This is a genomic window from Micromonospora sp. IBHARD003 (assembly GCF_056106285.1).
Window position 1 is genome coordinate 1,203,809 of the sequence record NZ_JBWBBX010000001.1, and the last position, 15,491, is coordinate 1,219,299.

Here is a 15,491-nt window from a genome sequence, read left to right on the forward strand (position 1 = left end):
TGCTCGCCCACGCCTTCCTCGCTGCCCTCGCCGCCGAGGCCATAAAGGGGGCAGCAGAAACGAATCCAGCAGCCTCGTTCCCCTCACCGTGGCAGAGATCCGCAGACTCCTGGACACTCTCCTGCCCCACTCCAGACCCCACCACAACCAACGCCAGCACACACTGAACTGGTCCCACTGGCGCCGACGCCACCAAGCCACCGCCCGACACTGCCACTACCAACGAAGAACCAGCTCAGGACACGAAATCTCACTGGAGTATTAGTACTGCAACGGTTTCTGTCGTGACGGTTGGGCAGGTTCTGGTGGTGTGTGGCCGCGTCGTTTGTAGTGGCTGATGCGGGCTTGGCGCTGGCGTCTGCGGCGCCAGGTGGACCAGTGCAGGATGTGGTCGACAGACGCCGGGCGGCGGTGGGTGAGGCGGTGGATCAGACGTCTGAGCTCGGCCAGGCTGAGGGGGACGAGCCCGGAGGATCCGTTTCTGCTTTTCCGGTGTCGAGCTCGCGGGCCCGCAGGACGGTCAGGCAGGCATGGGCGGCCATGGCCAGGGTCATGTGACGGTGCCAGCCGGGATAGCGGCGGACCTGGTAGTCGTCGAGCCCGCACTCGCCTTTGGCGGTCTGGAAGCACTCCTCAACGGCCCAGCGGGCCCCGGCGATATGGATCAGCTGGTCAAGTGTGGTGTCGGCGGGGCAGTAGGCGATGTAGTAGGAGATCTCCTCGGGCCGGCGGACACTGCGGCGGGCGATCACCCAGTGCCGGCGGTCTTCCCGGTGCCAGGGGCGGACCTCGACTCTCGCCCAGTCGAAGACCCGTGGCCCGTGGGAGCCGTTGCCGCAGGAGCGGCGTTTCCACTTCTGCCTCGGCAGATCGTGGAACAGATCGTGAACCGGGTGGTCCATGGCCCAGCGGGTCACGACAGTGTCGTGACGGGTGGTGGCCACAACATGGAAGACATCCGCCCGCTCGAGCTCGCTCCGCCAGCTCTTGGAGTAGCCGTAGCCGGCGTCCGCGGTCACCCACCCGAACGGGATCTTCTCCTCGATCGCCCGGCGGACCATCGCCCTGGCCATCGCAACCTTGGTCTCGAAGGCGACCGTGTCGTCGATGCCGGCCCGCCGGCACCGGTCACGATCGTCCGTCCAGGACGCCGGCAGATAGAGACGCCGGTCGATGAGGGTGCGGCCGCGGCCGGTGGCATACGCGAGGAAGACCCCGACCTGGCAGTTCTCCGTCCTTCCAGCGGTCCCGGAATACTGCCGCTGGACACCGGCCGACCGCACACCCTTCTTCAGGAAGCCGGTGTCGTCCACGATCAGCACCGCTTCCCGGTCGCCGAGATGCTCCACGACATACTCCCGCACGTCGTCCAGGACCTCGTCCGCGTCCCAGTCGATCCGGTTCAAAAGCCGGTGGATCCGGTCAGGACCCGCATGACCGGCCTCCTCTGCCAGGGTCCAGCCGTTCTTCCGCTCCAACGGAGCCACCAGCCCCCGCAAATACGCCAGTGCCGACTCACGCGGCTCCGACCTGGCGAAACGATGCACGAACCGCTCATGCAGAGCCTTCAACTCACCCGCCCACGAACGGGCCTCAACAACGTCCCCACCCATGAACAGCCCAACGACCTACCTGCCCAACCGTCACGGCAAAGACCGTTGCAGTACTAAGTACTGTGACCGCATAGGTTCGCCGGGTACAGGCGCAAACCGATCACCGAGTACACTCCGTGCGATTCGCTGTTCGAGTGCAGGGAGTGCCATGTCGTCCAACCGGGGCAGTCGCTCCCTCTTTGCCGCTGCCGCCAGCACCGTGCTCGCTCTTGTCGGGGGCTGTGCTTCAGGAGGAGGCCACACGGCCGCCGAGACTGGGTCGTCCTCTCCTGCCCTGTCGCCGAAACCGTCGACGACCGTGCGGCCGCTCACTGCTGCAGAGTTGGCGGCAGCACTCCCCAAAGAAGGCGCTCTGCCGGGCTACAGCGTCACTGACGCGCCCAAGACGAAAACCGGCGACGGCAATCCCGACCAAAGCGTACGGCCCGTGGCATGCCGACCGCTCCAGGACGCCACGTCTGGCGTCTTCGCTGCCTCGGTAGCCCAGGCCTCGGTCCACATATCCGCTGCGAGGCTCGCTCCGCCGACCGAGACCGTTACCTTCACCAGCTATCGCCCTGGAGGCGCAGGCGCACACCTTGCCTCCTTGAAGAAGGCACTCAACACCTGTACATCGCTGTCCACCCTGAATTACTTCGGCGACCGAGTGACATTGACGATCGAGCGAGTGGTGGACCAGGTAGCGGTGGGTGACGACTCGGTGAGTTTCTGGATGCACTCGACTTCGGATACCGGTGAACCCAAGTTGGAGATCCACGAGTTGATCACAACTGTCCGCTCAGGAGAAGCGACCATTACTGTCGACTCGGACATCATTTTCGGCAGCCACCTCTCGGCCGCGAAGAAACGTGCGCTCCTCCCGAAGATGGACCAGCAGCTACTGAACGGCCAAGCCAACGCCCTCCGTGAAGCACAGCACAACTGACCTCCGAGCGCGTGGCTGCGTAGGTGACAATGGAGAACGCTTGTCGTCGGGTACGAAGAACAGTTGCTTGGTCGAGCGGCGGGATGTTGTCGAGTTTCGGGAGCACCGGTGCGACACAGAGATGGTGACAGGCGCCAACCATGTGTCAGCCGTCATGCACCTGGCGGGCCGGTTGTCGTACCTGGGTTCTAGAGTCCGGCATATGTCCCGCCATACACCCAGCCGTCCGGTAGACGTGGAGAGCCTCTTTCCTGAGCTGCTCCCCTTCCGCCGCGAGTCCGTCCGCCTGCACCCACGTCCCGGTTCTCCGACCTACAAGGACAGTTCCGTCGGAGGTCCTTTGCTCTGGCCTGCCGCGGAGCCATGGCCGGTGTGCCGGGAAGAGCACTACGACATGGACTCCGGGAGCGGTCCGGAACCCGCTGCATCCCTGGTTCCCATCGTGCAGGTCCATCGTGTCGACGCGCCCGGCGTGCCCTTTCCCAAGGGAACGGACCTGCTCCAGGTCTTGTGGTGCCCTTACGCCCACGGCGAGTTCTGCTACCCCTTGCCCCAGGTCCACTGGCGGGACTCCGGCGCCATCAGCGACGTATTGCCAACCCCGGAACCGGCTGCCGGGCTTCCCGAGGACTGGTACCCGGCTGCCTGTGTAGTTCACCCCGAGCAAGTGACCGAGTACCCGAGCTGGGACCTTCCTGATGACGTCCGCGACGCGCTGAGAGGCCGCTTCGACACACTGCTCGCAGAAACCGGCCTGAGGTACTCCTACCACCTCGCGGAGGCCCCAGGGATCAAGCTGGGCGGCTACCCGGGCTGGACGCAGGAACCGTACTGGCCCGACTGCGAAGGGTGTGGCCGCCGGATGGCGCATCTCCTGACCGTGGCCAGCTGGGAATTCGACGGCGAGTCCTGGCGCACGTGGCTTCCCGAAGAGGACCGAGCCGACAAGAACGATTCGGATGGCCTGCGTTGGAAGGCCGACTCCGACAACCCCGCCGGACTGTGCCTCGGCGACGCCGGAGGCGTCTACATCTTCGAGTGCCGCACGTGCCCTGAGCGCCCCATCGGACACTGGTTCGACTGCTCCTGACCACTGGGTTCACCGTGCCCGCTGCATGGCATCCGCTCTGGCCAGGCTGATATGGAGCCCTTCAACCTCTCCCAGCCAGCCTTCGCGCTCGGCCTCGGCGATGCGGGCAATGATTTTGTTGCAATCTCCTCCAACCGGCCGAGACCCTGCCCGGCATGCCGGGCAGGCGGCGAGTCCGGGTGTCGGTCGACGACGCGCAGGGATGGGCCGCGCCGTTGACATCGTCATCAGTGCCAAGACGGTGTGACGGAGCCGATACCGCTTCGCTGAGCGGCACACCTCGCGCGTTCACCCGTCTACGGGGCGAATTGCCTGAGCAGCCAGGACCGCCCGAGCCGACGCGACCAGGCCGCGAGCCCTTGTCCCCACGGACCCGATACAGGCGCGCAGGGAGCATGACGACAGTGGCCCCTATCGTCGCTCAGGGCTGCCAGCGGGGGGCCTCATCATCGGGTGTGTCCGGGCTGGCGAAGTGGAACGGAACAGAGAGGTGTTCAGCAAGGGCACGACCCGCCCGCTCGGCAGCTACCGCTACGGGGTGGCGCAGGTCGCCATCCTCGTCCTCGCCGATGTACCGCTTGGCCGTTGACCAGTGGACGGTGGCCATCTGAGCCTCTCCCGCCGGGTCGGCGGTGATGGCCAGCAGCCGTATGAACCAGTCGTGGACGGTGTCACCATCCCAGATCGCCTCGATCGCCACGATGCGGCCCCCGCACCCGGCCGCCCGATAGGCCAAAGACTCCAGATCGAGGGGGCTCTCCGGCTCGCGCGCAATCCGGTCCCCGTAGTGGAGATAGCGGTCATTGGCGATCAGCTGAGCGGTACCGACACCTATGCCGTGGGGAACGAGGCCGATGGCAACGATGACACGCACCGCCCTGAGAAGGGAGTCCTGAAGGATGTATCCGTCAATCTCGTCGCGGATCCCGGCCGGCAGACTCTCCCACCACTCGGTCCTGGCCGCCTTGTTCATGCTCATCGAGAGCCCCCGTCCCCTTGCAGCCCCAACAACCGAGCCTCGGGCCACTCTACGTCGTCGTCCAGCACCGTCTACGACTGCTGTCACGCAGTGATCCGTCTGGTCGCAGCGGTTCTGATCAGGGGCGACACTGGCTGACTGACAACTCGATCCGCAACCAACCAGACAGAAAGGCAGTGGTGCAGGCAAGCCCTGCGGCCGTCGGCGGTGCCGTGGGTGTTCTTCTTCTTGGTGGCCGGGTCCTCGTAGTTCACCGGGGCGTCCTCGGAGGCACCCTTCACGCGGGCGCAGAAGTCGTTCTAAACCCGCCGACCGCGCTGGCGGCGCGGGTCCAGTCCGAGCAGGGCGGCGAAGACGGCGGGACGATGCATGCTGGGGGTCTCCTGATCTCGATGCGAGTGAGGGAGCGGGTGGCCAGCCCTCTGCCGATGCGCGGCCACCCGGCGGTCCGAACCTGCACCTCTCAGCCTGCTGCTGAACCCGGGTGAGATGCTTCAGCTCATGATTGAGCCGCCTCTGATCGGCATCACGCCGGTGATTCCGCCCGTTGCCACCTCCTGGCAGCGCATCGACACTTGGCTGGCCCAGCATGCGCCCGCTCGACTGGCGGAGCTTGGTCCTCCGGCTTCGCCACATGCCATCGCCCAACTCGAAGTCGCGTTGGGCGTACGTCTTCCCACCGACCTGCGCGCATCACTGCTGTGCCACGACGGGGATTCGTCCTATCTCGGCATATTGCCGTGCGGCCCGCTGTACTCCTCGGATGCAATCGCCGACGTGAGACAGGGGCGCATGAAGGTCTGGGAGGGCGAGGACGACCCAGACGATCAGGAGACTCCGTGGTGGGGAACGCAGTGGATCCCCTTCGCCGGCGGCGATGGCGATGAGCACTTCATCGACGCGGGCCCGGGCTTGTGGCATGACCATCTCGGTCGCGCCCCGCACGCCGACCATGCCTACTTCCTGGGGTGGCCGAGCCTTGGATCCTGGCTCCACGAGGTAGCCGAGGCCATGGAACACCACGATCGGATCGACTGGCTCGACGCCGTCGCCCATCCCTCCGTCGACGAGGACGGAGAGATCGACTGGTGAGCAGAGCGACGCGTTTGTTGAGTCGGTGGGTCGTACTCGCATCGGCACGTTTGCATCGATGTGGCATCCGGCATCGAACGACGTCTCGCACTAGGTCGCTCACCTGGGCATTCGCCGGACATGGGGGCGGCCTTCGTCTGATCATGTGCTCCGACCAAGGTGCCAATTAGCGGTCGAGTCGTCGTGGGGCTCCGGGCGGCCAAGTTCTTTGAGCCATCCAACGGCGACAAGCTCACAGCCATACCCAGAACCCCCGGGCCCGCCGATCTTACGAATGACCAGCTGAGACTCACGCTTGGAAGGTAGGACAAGCTTAGGGACGCCCGCGGAGGGTGTGGGGGGCGGTGGCCGAAGCCACCGCGAAACGGTCAGGCGGCGGGCTGCCGGTGGCAGCGGGCGGTCAGGCGTCAGGGTCGATTTCGGGGTCGTGAACCGCACGGGCTTGCCCAGCGACCGGGCGTAGGCGATTTCGGCTCGGGTGCTGTCTCCGATGTAGTCGCCGACTACGAGCACCTCATCAGCGAGCCGGATCTTCGCCCGGTGCAGATCGTCGAGTCGGACCTTCAGCGCCTCGGCCTCGGCCTCGGCGGGATCGGACCAAAGTTCGTGCGGCGACTTCATGTCAATGCCCGGTTTGACGACAATCTTTCCGGCTTTGGTCTCCCGTAGATCGGCCTCGTTCATCTCGGTCATGAAGCGGGTGGAGCCGCAGATCACGACGATATGCGGGAGGCTCAACAGCTTCTTCGCGTCGGCGAGCTTCTCCTCGGGGGTGAGCAGTTGTGGGTATGACACTGGTTCCTCCTGGTGGTGCGGTCCATGTGGTGCCTGCGGAGACGAGAACGAGGTGCCCAAGATCGGTCCTCGAAGTCTCGGGGGCTAGTCGGTGGATTGAGCAGCTTCGAGGTATACCGCCCAGCTGTTCTGGGCGTACTGGGCCCAGGCGTAGGCGGTGTGGGGGTGCATGCCGAAGAGGTCGCTGACGACGATGGGCGGGAGGTCGGTGATCGCTTCCATCATGGCCGTGTTGCGGGCGCTGATGCCCGGCAGGCGGTGGGGAAGGACCGGGATGCGCCGCACGTGCACTTCCAGGCGTACGGCTCGGGGCGGGTGTCGTCGCGGGTCGCGGTGACCGTGGCCTTGATGCCGTCGTGGCTCCCGTGGAAGGTGTCGACCCAGAACTCGGTCTCCTGGTACGGCTTCATCGGATTCCCTTCGGTGCGGTGCTGGACAGGCAGGGGTGGGGGCGCGGGTCAGCGCTGAAGCGGGTGGACGTTGTCGGGACCGAGGTCGTCGTCCGCCGGGGTGGGGGCGGGGATCGTGGCGTGCAGGTGGAGGGCGGGGTTGAACTGGTACTGCGGCGGGTGGTTGTGGACGATGGGCCGCAGGGTCAGGCCGCGCAGGGCGAAGATGCTGGCCGAGGCCCACATGAGGGCGGCGAGCCCGGTGGCGGCGGCGCGGCCTCCGGCCGGGGCGGTGGACCAGATCATGGCGAGGCTGCCGGTGCCGAACAGCAGCCAGGCGATGCGGGCTCCGGCGTTGCCGAAGAACCCGCCGACCAGGCCGATCAGCCCGGTCAGCTGCCAGAACGCGTACAGGGCGGCCGGGGTGACGGACAGGTGCGCGGCTTGGTCGGCGAGGAACACGCGGACGGGGTGGTCGACCGTGCCCCACAGGCCGCTGCCGTCCCCGGCGCCGGACGCCGGGACGGCGGACAGGCTCTTGAGGGTGGCGGAGGCGATGTCGCCGGCGGCGTCCAGCATCATGACGATGAGGCTGAGTCCGCCGAACAGGGCAGCGGCCTTGATCCAGTTGGCGGCCTCGTGCCAACCGGCGTGCCGGGCCTGGAAGACCTCGTCCCACCGCTGGTAGAGGAAGCCGCCCTCCTCCCAGGACGCCTTCCACGCGGTGCGCAGCCGGGCGAGCCGCCGGGTGCCGTGCTTGCCGTCCAGTTCGGGGGCCGGCGGCACGGGCGGCATCTGGTTGAGTACGTCGAGGAAGGACGCGTTCTCCTGGCCGTTGACCGGCTTGTCGTTGTTGGGCATGGCGTAGCTGCTCCTTCAGCGAAGGGGATCGGTGGGCGGTGCGGGCTGGCCGGAGCTGGTCAGCGGACTCGTTGCGGGTGCGGGCGAAGAACGCGCCGCGCGTGGTGCTGTTGTTGTGGATCTCGGTGTGGTGGGTGACCGGGCCCTCGTAGACGTTCTTGGTGACGGCCACGCGGGCTTTGCTGATCGCGCCGCCGATGGCGGTGGCGACCATCGCGATGCCCGCGATGGGCAGGGTGACCATCAGGACGCCGTTCAACGTGACGGAGGACAGGCCCTGGAGCACGAGCCAGGCACCGCAGCCGATGCCGGTGACCCCGGTGCCCACGCCGATGGAAGCCACTGCGATCCCGGCCGCCCAGGCCGGGACGATCCGCCTGTCCTCCTGCTTCACGGGCAGGGTGGTGCCGAAGGCCGGCGTCTCGGTGTCGTCGCGGAACGAGGTGGGGTGGTGGCGTACGGGCTTACTCGCCCACTCGTCGAGCAGGCGGCGGGCTTCGGCCGCGCCCTCGGACTCGGGCATGCCGGACTGGGTGGTGGTCAGGGGGTCCATCGGGGTTCTCCGATCACGCGGGAAGGGGCGCGCCCTCCTGGCTGTGGCGGCTGGGAGGGCGCGTGGGGGAGTGGCCGCGCGCAACGGCGAAGGGCGTGGTCGGAAGCGCCCTTCGGCGTTGTGCAGCAGGTGAGTTGGGGCTGATGGGTGGGTAGTCACCGCACCGGCGCCCCGGGCATCCTCGATCCGGCAGGCGCGGGAAGGGGATCGGGTGGAGTTTGTCTTCGAGTGCGGGTGGTGCGGCGGGGACAACTACTTCGTCGGCAGGCAGGTCGGCTTCTGGGTCGACAAGTGGGAGATCCCGTCGGAGTGGGACTGCCGCTTCTGCGACGGGCTCAACTACACGCCCGACCCGCCGTGGACCGAGGCGTAGTCAGAAGCTGGAGATCAGTCCGGCGAGCGAGACCAGGCCGCTGTTGATGGTCGGGGCCAGGCCGGTCGCGGCGAGGGTGAAGCCGAACAGCATGCAGGCCAGCGCGGAGCCGACGCGGACGTAGCCGCCCTTGATCAGGACGAAGACGATGATGCCCAGCAGCACGACGGCATAGAACCCCCAGTGCTCGTTCAGCCAGGCCCCCAGCCAGATACCGAACGCGACCACCGTGGCGAGTGCGGCCGCGCCGATCACCACGCCACCGCGCAGCCCCGCACGCGAGGCCCACCGTTCTGCCTGGGCCGGCTCGCGGCCCGGAGCCTGGGAGTCCACCAGGATATCTGCGTCCAGCCCTCCGGCCGGGACCGTCGGCCCCGGGGGTAAGCCGCCGGACTCATCGCTGTCCTTTGGCCGCTCGCCACCATGCGCCTCGTCCTCAACCATCCCTGCTCCTTCGCAAGTTGACGTGACAGGCCATGCGGCTACCCCACCACAGAGCACCGACATCCCGTGTCGGCCTCGACCCACCCGCCGGGCGACGTCGGACAAGATCACCGCCATTCACTCCTCAGGCCGGACCCTGCGCAACGCCCCCACCTCGAGGAGATCCGGGACAACCTCATCGCCCGCATTGCCGAGGCGGAACGTGAAGGCTGGCTCGGCGAGGTCGAAGGGCTCCGCGTCAGCCTCGCCGGCGCCGAGGACAAGCTCGCCCAGCTCAACGCCCGGCACGACCGCAACTCACCGACGGTGTTCCTCGGAACACCGTCTCCCGATCAGATCCGTGCTCGTGATGTTGACGCTTCCGATCCTGCCGACTGCCAGCAATGATTGCGCGGTGACCAACATCAGCGACGCCCACGTGAAGCTCTACTTCCGAATGGAGGTAGACGAGGACGGCTGGCCGCCCGCAAGCGTCGAAAGCCTGTGGGCGGTGGACCTGGGCGATGGAACCGTCCGCCTCGACAACACCCCGTGGTTCGTCCGAGGAGTCGCGAGCGACGACATCATCCGAGTGCAGGTCGACGAGGACGGCCTGTGGTGGGCCGGAGAGACGGTTCAGGCCTCGAACAACTGCACCATTCGGCTGATCGTGCTGAAGGACGGTGGGTCAGAGGCTGCACGGCAGACCGTGCTGGAGACCTTCCATCGACTCGGCACTACGGGCGAGGGAATCGAGCAGTTCAGGATGGTCGCGCTGGATGTCCCGCCGTCCGCGGATCTTCGCCGGATCCGCAAGTTGCTGGAACACGGCGAGGCCAAGGGATGGTGGCACTGGGAAGAAGGGTGCGTCACTGCCAGGTGGCATGCCACGGGCCCAGACTGAGGTCACGCCGCAAGTTCAGAGAAGCTTGCGTTCGTTGCTCGCTCCTCCTGCTGGCCCCGACCCAGCGCGGCCGGTTGGAGGAGATCCGCGACAACCTCATTGCCCGCATCGCCGAGGCCGAGCGCGAAGGCTGGCTGGGAGAGGTTGAAGGTCTCCGTGTCAGCCTGGCCGGAGCGGTAGACAGACTCGCGCAGATCACCAGACGCGCAGCCATGCGTCGGTCGCCCTCCCGCTGCCGACGCTCCGAAGGGAGCCGTGAGCATGTCCGGGATGACGGCGCCTGCGCCAACGGGCGAAGCGTTGCCGTTTCGCTATGCACTGGACGACAGCCGGCCTGCGGCCTGCTCCCATGGCTGAGGCTCGACCAGGTCGTCCCTGTCGAAGGCGTCCTCCTCGAACCAGCCCGTCCCCGCGAGCCATGTCTCCAGCCACGCGGCGAGGCTGGCGGAGTCGAGGAGCCAACACTGCTCCCACGATCCGCCGCTATACGGGTTCGGCTCGAAGAGCAGGACCTGACCGTCCTCACTGAAACAATCAACGCCTGCATACATGGCACAGCCCCACGTCAGGATCGGTACGACGCCTTCAGGCCACTCCGGGTGCTCCACTCCAACGGACGCCTCACGTCGCGTCAGGTATTCGCCAACGACGCTGGAGCCCGAACCAAGCAGTGGCAGCAGTCGGTAGTCAGGGCCGAAGCCGCCGTCAGCGACCTCGCGATACAGGCGCGCAAGTAGCGGATGCAGCGCGATGCCCAGTTGCCGCTCGGCCTCCACGATCTGGGCATCGTCGACAGGCTCGGGAAGGTCCTTGCTGTCCGTTCCGGCCCGGATGGCAACACGTTGCACGAGGTCATCAATGTCGGTCATGGCCGTGATGCTGTCAGAACCAACTGACAGTCGGCGGCAGGAGCCGCCGGGCGGACAGGTGGGCGACAGGAAGTTCAGGAAGCGTGTGTCAGATGCCCCCTGCTCCGCGTGAATCCAGCCCAGATGCCACGTCTCCAGGAGTGTCGGCGTACGGATTTTCCTGGCCCTGTGAGTACTCCACCAAGTACGGAGATGCGTGCACCAGCAGAAAGACTGTGAGTGGGTACATCACCCCGCGGGCTTGGCGGTGGCAGGGCGGTGAACCTCCAGTACGAAACCCGCGAAGGTCGAATAGTCGTCTCATCCGCAAAGTCCAGCCGCACCTGGGATCGGTGGTTTAGTTGTCCGTAGAGCTCGTAACACGATCTTGATGAGACGCTTTGGTCAGCCCGTGACCGGTGTGACGATTCGGCCGTTCGTGGTGGTGTGAGTAATCGGCTGCGCGCCACACGGATCGTGCAGTTGAGTCTCGCATATTAATCCGTTTCCCTCCGATAGCAGTCTGGAGATCTACTGGAGGAGTGGAACCTGGGCAGGTCGTCGCGAAAAAAGAAGATCTGCCGTTGCTCTGCACTGTGGATTTCGTCGGCGGCCTTCTTCGAAACGGTCAGACAGAATTTCTCGGTCAAAGGGCTGCGATTCCCTGACCGGCTCAATTGAAGCGATCCCTCGTACTGGCCGGGCTGGAAGGTCCAGTTGTCGGCCCAGAACACGAGTGTAGGCTGCTGGGGTTTGTCCTGGCTGACGATGAATGGGGCGGGATCGCTGCTCCAGGTGTAGTTGACCTGGTCTGAATCGAAATCGTATACGTATGTTCCGGTTTCATGCCAGTAGAAAATCGGCTTCTTTAAAGACGAGATCGATCCGACGGGAGTCAGTTGCAGATGTGCATCACGAATTACCTCGACATCCTGGGTCTTGAACCTGGTGGACACCGTCGGCTGAATCTGAAACGCGGTTCCGTTGTCCACCGGTCCGGTGCGCAACAGATGAGGAAGTGTCACATCAATTCTGGGCTTCTGTTGGAGTTCAGTGAAGTTGTAAATCGAGAAAGCAAGCGCAACAATGGCGGCTAGTGTGGCAGCCCACGTGTGCACACTGTCGAATCGCGTTCTTCGAGACTCTGTCGCCCTCATATCCGTGCCGTTCACGCTTCTATTCTCTGCTGAGATCAGAGTCGTCGGTCTGCTGTGTTGCTCCATTTGGCCCGCATAATTAACACCTGGACCGCCAACTCGCACTCACCGATGCCTGCAAAGATCCGATTGCGCGGCGGATCCGACCTCAAGCTCGATCTGCCCAAACTTTTCGAAACGCCACAAGCGACTCCGCCCAGGTCACAGAGAAAAGGAGGCTTCATGCCCCACGATCCCCGTTTGGATCGCCGCAACGCGACACGCGCGAAGAGCTCCCGCCTCGTGTAAAGCGACACGACCTGCGTGGGACACGGCGTCTGCTGACATAAGAGCTCATAGCGCGATCATGAATCGGGCTTGTTGAGGCGTCGCCAGCAGATGAGGCTGCAGGCGAGGGAGACGAAGGCGTCGTGGAGCTCGGTGCGGCGTTCCCAGCGGACGGCGAGTCGTTTGAACTGGTGGAGAAGGGCGAAGGTCTGCTCCACGACGTAGCGGAGCTTGCCCATGTCCTTGATGTTCGGGGCTCCTTTGCGGGAGATGACGGGAAGGATCCGGCGTTTGCGCAGTTCATCGCGGTTGGGGTTGGAGTCGTAGCCCTTGTCTCCGAGCAGGGCCTCGGGACGGTGGCGGGGCCGGCCGGGACGACCTGCCACCGGTGGGATGCCGTCGACCAGGGCGAGGGTCTGGGTGACGTCGTTGACGTTCGCCGCGGTCGTGATGACCTTGAGCGGGGTGCCGCGTCCGTCGCAGATCAGGTGGTGTTTGCTGCCTGTCTTCCGCCGGTCGACCGGCGACGGACCGGTGTCGGCGCCCCCTTTTTCGCGCGGATGTTGGAGCCGTCCACGCAGGCCCTGGACCAGTCGAGGCGCCCTGCCGCGTTCAGTTCAGCGAGCAGGATCCGGTGCAGCTGATCGAAGACCCCTGCCTGCTGCCATCGCTCCAGGCGGCGCCAACAGGTCTGCCCGGAGCCGAACCCCAGCTCAGGGGGCAGGAGTTGCCAGGCGATGTCGTTGCAGAGCACGTACAAGATGCCCTGCAGGCACAGCCGGTCAGCTACCGGTCGCGGCCCTGGCGACCTCGTCGGCCAGGGCGGCAGTAGCGGCTCGATCAGTGCCCACAAGTCGTCGTCCACGATCCACGGCCGAGTACTCACACCACCACGAACGGCCGAATCGTCACACCGGTCACGGCTGACCAGAGCGTCTCATCAAGATCGTGTTACGAGCTCGTAGGGGCGCCACCAGGAACCACGTCTTTACAATCGGGGATGTCGGTGCCATCTTCCGCCTCGGCTCGGTCCTTCCCTTTGATGTAGTAAGCGGACACCCAACCTCTCTTGCCGCCTTCATGCAATTCTGTCCACAGCCACCATGAGTTGTAGACACCATTCTCGGTGACCGTCGCCCCCTGAGTTCGGCAAAAGACGTAGTGACGGCCGGCATTGAGGGTTCCGATTCGCTCGGAGTTCCGGGAGGGACTTCTGCGGATGGGACCGTCTTTGAAAGTGTTTATCCACACCTTGGTCATCTCGGGATCGGGCGAAGCCGTTTTCATTAGGGAGGTACTCGGTCTGGTAGTCGGCGCGAAGGTCGACGGATCGCTGTCGTTCTTGGAGGTGAGAGCCCAGGCCAGCCCGGCGATTACGGCCAGCACCACCGCGAGTGCCGCTCCAGCGATCAGCAGTGACTTGTGTCGCCTCCACCTACCGTCGCCCGCGTCACCCGGACGGTCATCGTGGTCGACGGAAGGCACCCGTGCAGTCGGCGGAGTGGCACGAAGCGCGTCGTGTGCCCCCTGGGCGGGCTCGGCTCGGTCGTCCGACCGATGTGACGGCACCGGCGTGGGCGGTGTCGTCCGGGTCGGTTCCCAGGCGAGATGCTCCTTGTCGGTGCCTTCCGGCGCTGACGCGACCTGCGTGGGTGGATGCTGCGCTGACCCGGACGCCACCTCGCTCAGCATCCGCTGGGCAAGCTCAGCACTGGGCCGCTGGTTCGGATCCTTGCGAAGCAGTGCTTCGATGACAGGGGCGAGCGGGCCCGCGTGCCGAGGCTCCGGAAGCTCCTCGGCGACTACGGCCTGCAAGGTACTCATCGTCGTGGTGCGGCGGAACGGAGATTGCCCCTCTACCGCCGCGTACATCGTCACGCCGAGCGACCACAGATCGGATTCCGGGCCTGGCCGATGGCCCATGGCACGCTCCGGTGCGAGATAGTCCGGCGAACCAATAACGGGCCTTGACCCAGAATCTTGGACACGGGCTATGCGGCTTGGGCCAGGGTAGTTGATGTTGTGTCGAGTGCTCTCTCGTAGGCGATGGGACTCCGTTGTCCGAGGTGGGAATGACGGCGTCGGGTGTTGTAGCGGTTGAGCCAGCGGAACGCGTCGAGACGGGCTTCGCGTTCGCTGGACCAGTGCTTTCGGCCCTGAAGAGCCTCGCGTTTGAACGTCGCGTTGAAGGACTCGGCGAGCGCGTTGTCCGCCGAGCTGCCGATCGCGCTCATGGACTGGCGGACGCCGGCTTGGCGGCAGGCGTCGGCGAAGGCCCGGCTGGTGTACTGGGCGCCGTGATCGGTGTGCATGACCGCCCCGGAGAGGCTGCCGCGGGTGCGTTCGGCGGCGGCCAGGGCGTCGATGACGAGGCCGGTGCGCATGTGGTCCGCGATCGCCCAGCCGGCCAGGCGGCGTGAGGCGAGGTCGATGACGGTGGCCAGGTAGAGGAACTTCCCGCCTTCCAGCGGGAGATAGGTGATGTCGCCGACGTACTTCGTGTTCGGCTCGCTTGCTGTGAAGTCGCGGCCGATGAGATCCGGGGCCTTCGCCGCGGCCGGGTCCGCGACCGTGGTGCGGTGCCTGCGGCGCAAGCGCACGCCCGCCAGACCGGCGGCCCGCATCAGCCGCGCGATCCGCTTGTGGTTGACGCGCTCGCCCGCCTCGCGGAGCTCGGCCGTGATCCTGGGAACGCCATAGGTGCCATCCGACTCGCGGTACACGGCCCGTATCCGGGCGGCGAGGCGGGCGTCGGCTGCCTGCCGGGCGGCCCGATCCGCGGCGGTGCGGCGCCAGTAGTAGAAGCTGGAGCGGGCGATGCCCAGGATGGTGCACAGCCGCTTCACGCCGTAACGGCGCTGATGGTCGGCGACGAACTGGAAGCGGTTCACCAGCGCGTCTCCCCGGCGAAATACTTCGCCGCCTTCCGCAGGATCTCGCGCTCTTCCTCCAGCTCACGGACCTTCTTGCGCAGAGCGGCGTTCTCCGCCTCCAGCGGTGTGGGCGGCTCGGCGGGCGCCTCCGCCCGCCGCCCCCGGGGCCGGCTCGCACCGGCCGCTCGGACCCAGTTCCGCAGGGTCTCGGGGCTGATCCCCAAATCGGCGGCGACCTGCCTGATCGTCGCCTCGGGCCGCGACTCGTACAGCGCGACCGCGTCCGCCTTGAACTGCGGCGGATAGTTCTTCATGACCACGAGATGTCCGTTCTCAGATCCTCAGGATC

General features: G+C 65.9%; 18 protein-coding genes. 6 read left to right on the plus strand and 12 right to left on the minus strand.

All coding sequences use genetic code 11. The features are described 5' to 3' along the window. Positions 1-428 precede the first annotated feature (428 nt). Entirely contained in the window at positions 429-1,613 is a 1,185-nt protein-coding gene (locus ACTWOL_RS05230) for an IS701 family transposase (RefSeq protein ID WP_474294809.1), read from the minus strand. Positions 1,614-1,761: 148 nt separating this feature from the next. Between ACTWOL_RS05230 and ACTWOL_RS05235 the strand changes: the two genes are divergently transcribed. After that, positions 1,762-2,538, plus strand: coding sequence for a hypothetical protein (locus ACTWOL_RS05235; protein WP_474294811.1), 777 nt, complete (start codon positions 1,762-1,764; stop codon positions 2,536-2,538). 442 nt (positions 2,539-2,980) lie between these two features. Further along, positions 2,981-3,628 (plus strand): hypothetical protein, encoded by a 648-nt coding sequence (locus ACTWOL_RS05240; protein ID WP_474294813.1) that lies wholly within the window; start codon positions 2,981-2,983, stop codon positions 3,626-3,628. 421 nt (positions 3,629-4,049) lie between these two features. Here the strand turns inward: ACTWOL_RS05240 and ACTWOL_RS05245 are convergent, their stop codons facing one another. Beyond that, positions 4,050-4,607, minus strand: coding sequence for a hypothetical protein (locus ACTWOL_RS05245; RefSeq protein WP_474294815.1), 558 nt, complete (start codon positions 4,605-4,607; stop codon positions 4,050-4,052). A 501-nt stretch (positions 4,608-5,108) separates the two neighbouring features. Here ACTWOL_RS05245 and ACTWOL_RS05250 point away from each other — a divergent pair. Continuing rightward, entirely contained in the window at positions 5,109-5,699 is a 591-nt protein-coding gene (locus ACTWOL_RS05250) for an SMI1/KNR4 family protein (protein WP_474294817.1), read from the plus strand. 141 nt (positions 5,700-5,840) lie between these two features. Here ACTWOL_RS05250 and ACTWOL_RS05255 read toward each other — a convergent pair whose 3' ends face one another. From ACTWOL_RS05255 to ACTWOL_RS05270, 4 genes are all read right to left on the minus strand, one after another. Further along, positions 5,841-6,494 carry a hypothetical protein gene (locus ACTWOL_RS05255; protein WP_474294819.1) on the minus strand — a complete coding sequence of 218 codons (654 nt, stop codon included), beginning with the start codon at positions 6,492-6,494 and terminating at the stop codon, positions 5,841-5,843. Between the two features lie 84 nt (positions 6,495-6,578). Continuing rightward, on the minus strand, positions 6,579-6,719 hold the full coding sequence (locus ACTWOL_RS05260) for a hypothetical protein (RefSeq protein ID WP_474294821.1): 141 nt from the start codon (positions 6,717-6,719) through the stop codon (positions 6,579-6,581). Next, positions 6,716-6,904 (minus strand): hypothetical protein, encoded by a 189-nt coding sequence (locus ACTWOL_RS05265; RefSeq protein ID WP_474294823.1) that lies wholly within the window; start codon positions 6,902-6,904, stop codon positions 6,716-6,718. Before ACTWOL_RS05265 ends, ACTWOL_RS05260 begins: the two co-directional genes overlap by 4 nt. A gap of 48 nt (positions 6,905-6,952) precedes the next feature. After that, positions 6,953-7,744 carry a hypothetical protein gene (locus tag ACTWOL_RS05270; RefSeq protein WP_474294824.1) on the minus strand — a complete coding sequence of 264 codons (792 nt, stop codon included), beginning with the start codon at positions 7,742-7,744 and terminating at the stop codon, positions 6,953-6,955. A 764-nt stretch (positions 7,745-8,508) separates the two neighbouring features. On the opposite strand from ACTWOL_RS05270, the gene ACTWOL_RS05275 reads away from it, so the two are divergent. Continuing rightward, the gene (locus ACTWOL_RS05275; RefSeq protein ID WP_225828917.1) at positions 8,509-8,670 is read left to right on the plus strand and encodes a hypothetical protein; all 162 of its coding nucleotides are present in this window, start codon (positions 8,509-8,511) and stop codon (positions 8,668-8,670) included. On the opposite strand, the gene ACTWOL_RS05280 is transcribed toward ACTWOL_RS05275, so the two are convergent. Next, positions 8,671-9,114 (minus strand): hypothetical protein, encoded by a 444-nt coding sequence (locus ACTWOL_RS05280; RefSeq protein WP_474294826.1) that lies wholly within the window; start codon positions 9,112-9,114, stop codon positions 8,671-8,673. A gap of 66 nt (positions 9,115-9,180) precedes the next feature. Between ACTWOL_RS05280 and ACTWOL_RS05285 the strand changes: the two genes are divergently transcribed. Continuing rightward, positions 9,181-9,501, plus strand: coding sequence for a hypothetical protein (locus tag ACTWOL_RS05285; RefSeq protein ID WP_474294828.1), 321 nt, complete (start codon positions 9,181-9,183; stop codon positions 9,499-9,501). A 7-nt stretch (positions 9,502-9,508) separates the two neighbouring features. After that, the gene (locus ACTWOL_RS05290) at positions 9,509-9,997 is read left to right on the plus strand and encodes a DUF4265 domain-containing protein (RefSeq protein WP_474294830.1); all 489 of its coding nucleotides are present in this window, start codon (positions 9,509-9,511) and stop codon (positions 9,995-9,997) included. Positions 9,998-10,308: 311 nt separating this feature from the next. Here the strand turns inward: ACTWOL_RS05290 and ACTWOL_RS05295 are convergent, their stop codons facing one another. The 5 genes from ACTWOL_RS05295 to ACTWOL_RS05315 all read right to left on the minus strand — a co-directional run bounded on the left by ACTWOL_RS05295 (position 10,309) and on the right by ACTWOL_RS05315 (position 15,462). Continuing rightward, on the minus strand, positions 10,309-10,866 hold the full coding sequence (locus ACTWOL_RS05295; protein WP_474294832.1) for an SMI1/KNR4 family protein: 558 nt from the start codon (positions 10,864-10,866) through the stop codon (positions 10,309-10,311). Positions 10,867-11,342: 476 nt separating this feature from the next. Then, a complete protein-coding gene (locus tag ACTWOL_RS05300) occupies positions 11,343-12,017 on the minus strand; it encodes a hypothetical protein (RefSeq protein ID WP_474294834.1) in 675 nt (224 codons plus the stop codon). 329 nt (positions 12,018-12,346) lie between these two features. Continuing rightward, positions 12,347-13,137 (minus strand): IS5 family transposase gene (locus tag ACTWOL_RS05305; protein ID WP_474301087.1). Its coding sequence is split into 2 segments (ribosomal slippage): positions 12,347-12,822 and positions 12,822-13,137, totalling 792 coding nucleotides; the frame shifts between segments, so codons are not numbered across the junction. 83 nt (positions 13,138-13,220) lie between these two features. Continuing rightward, positions 13,221-14,375: a protein kinase domain-containing protein gene (locus ACTWOL_RS05310; RefSeq protein ID WP_474301088.1), complete on the minus strand. Its 1,155-nt coding sequence runs from the start codon at positions 14,373-14,375 to the stop codon at positions 13,221-13,223. After that, a protein-coding gene (locus ACTWOL_RS05315; RefSeq protein ID WP_474294836.1) for an IS3 family transposase occupies positions 14,261-15,462 on the minus strand; the annotation gives its coding sequence in 2 pieces (ribosomal slippage) (positions 14,261-15,171 and positions 15,171-15,462; 1,203 coding nt in all). The genes ACTWOL_RS05310 and ACTWOL_RS05315 overlap by 115 nt, the downstream gene beginning before the upstream one ends. Positions 15,463-15,491 lie beyond the last annotated feature (29 nt).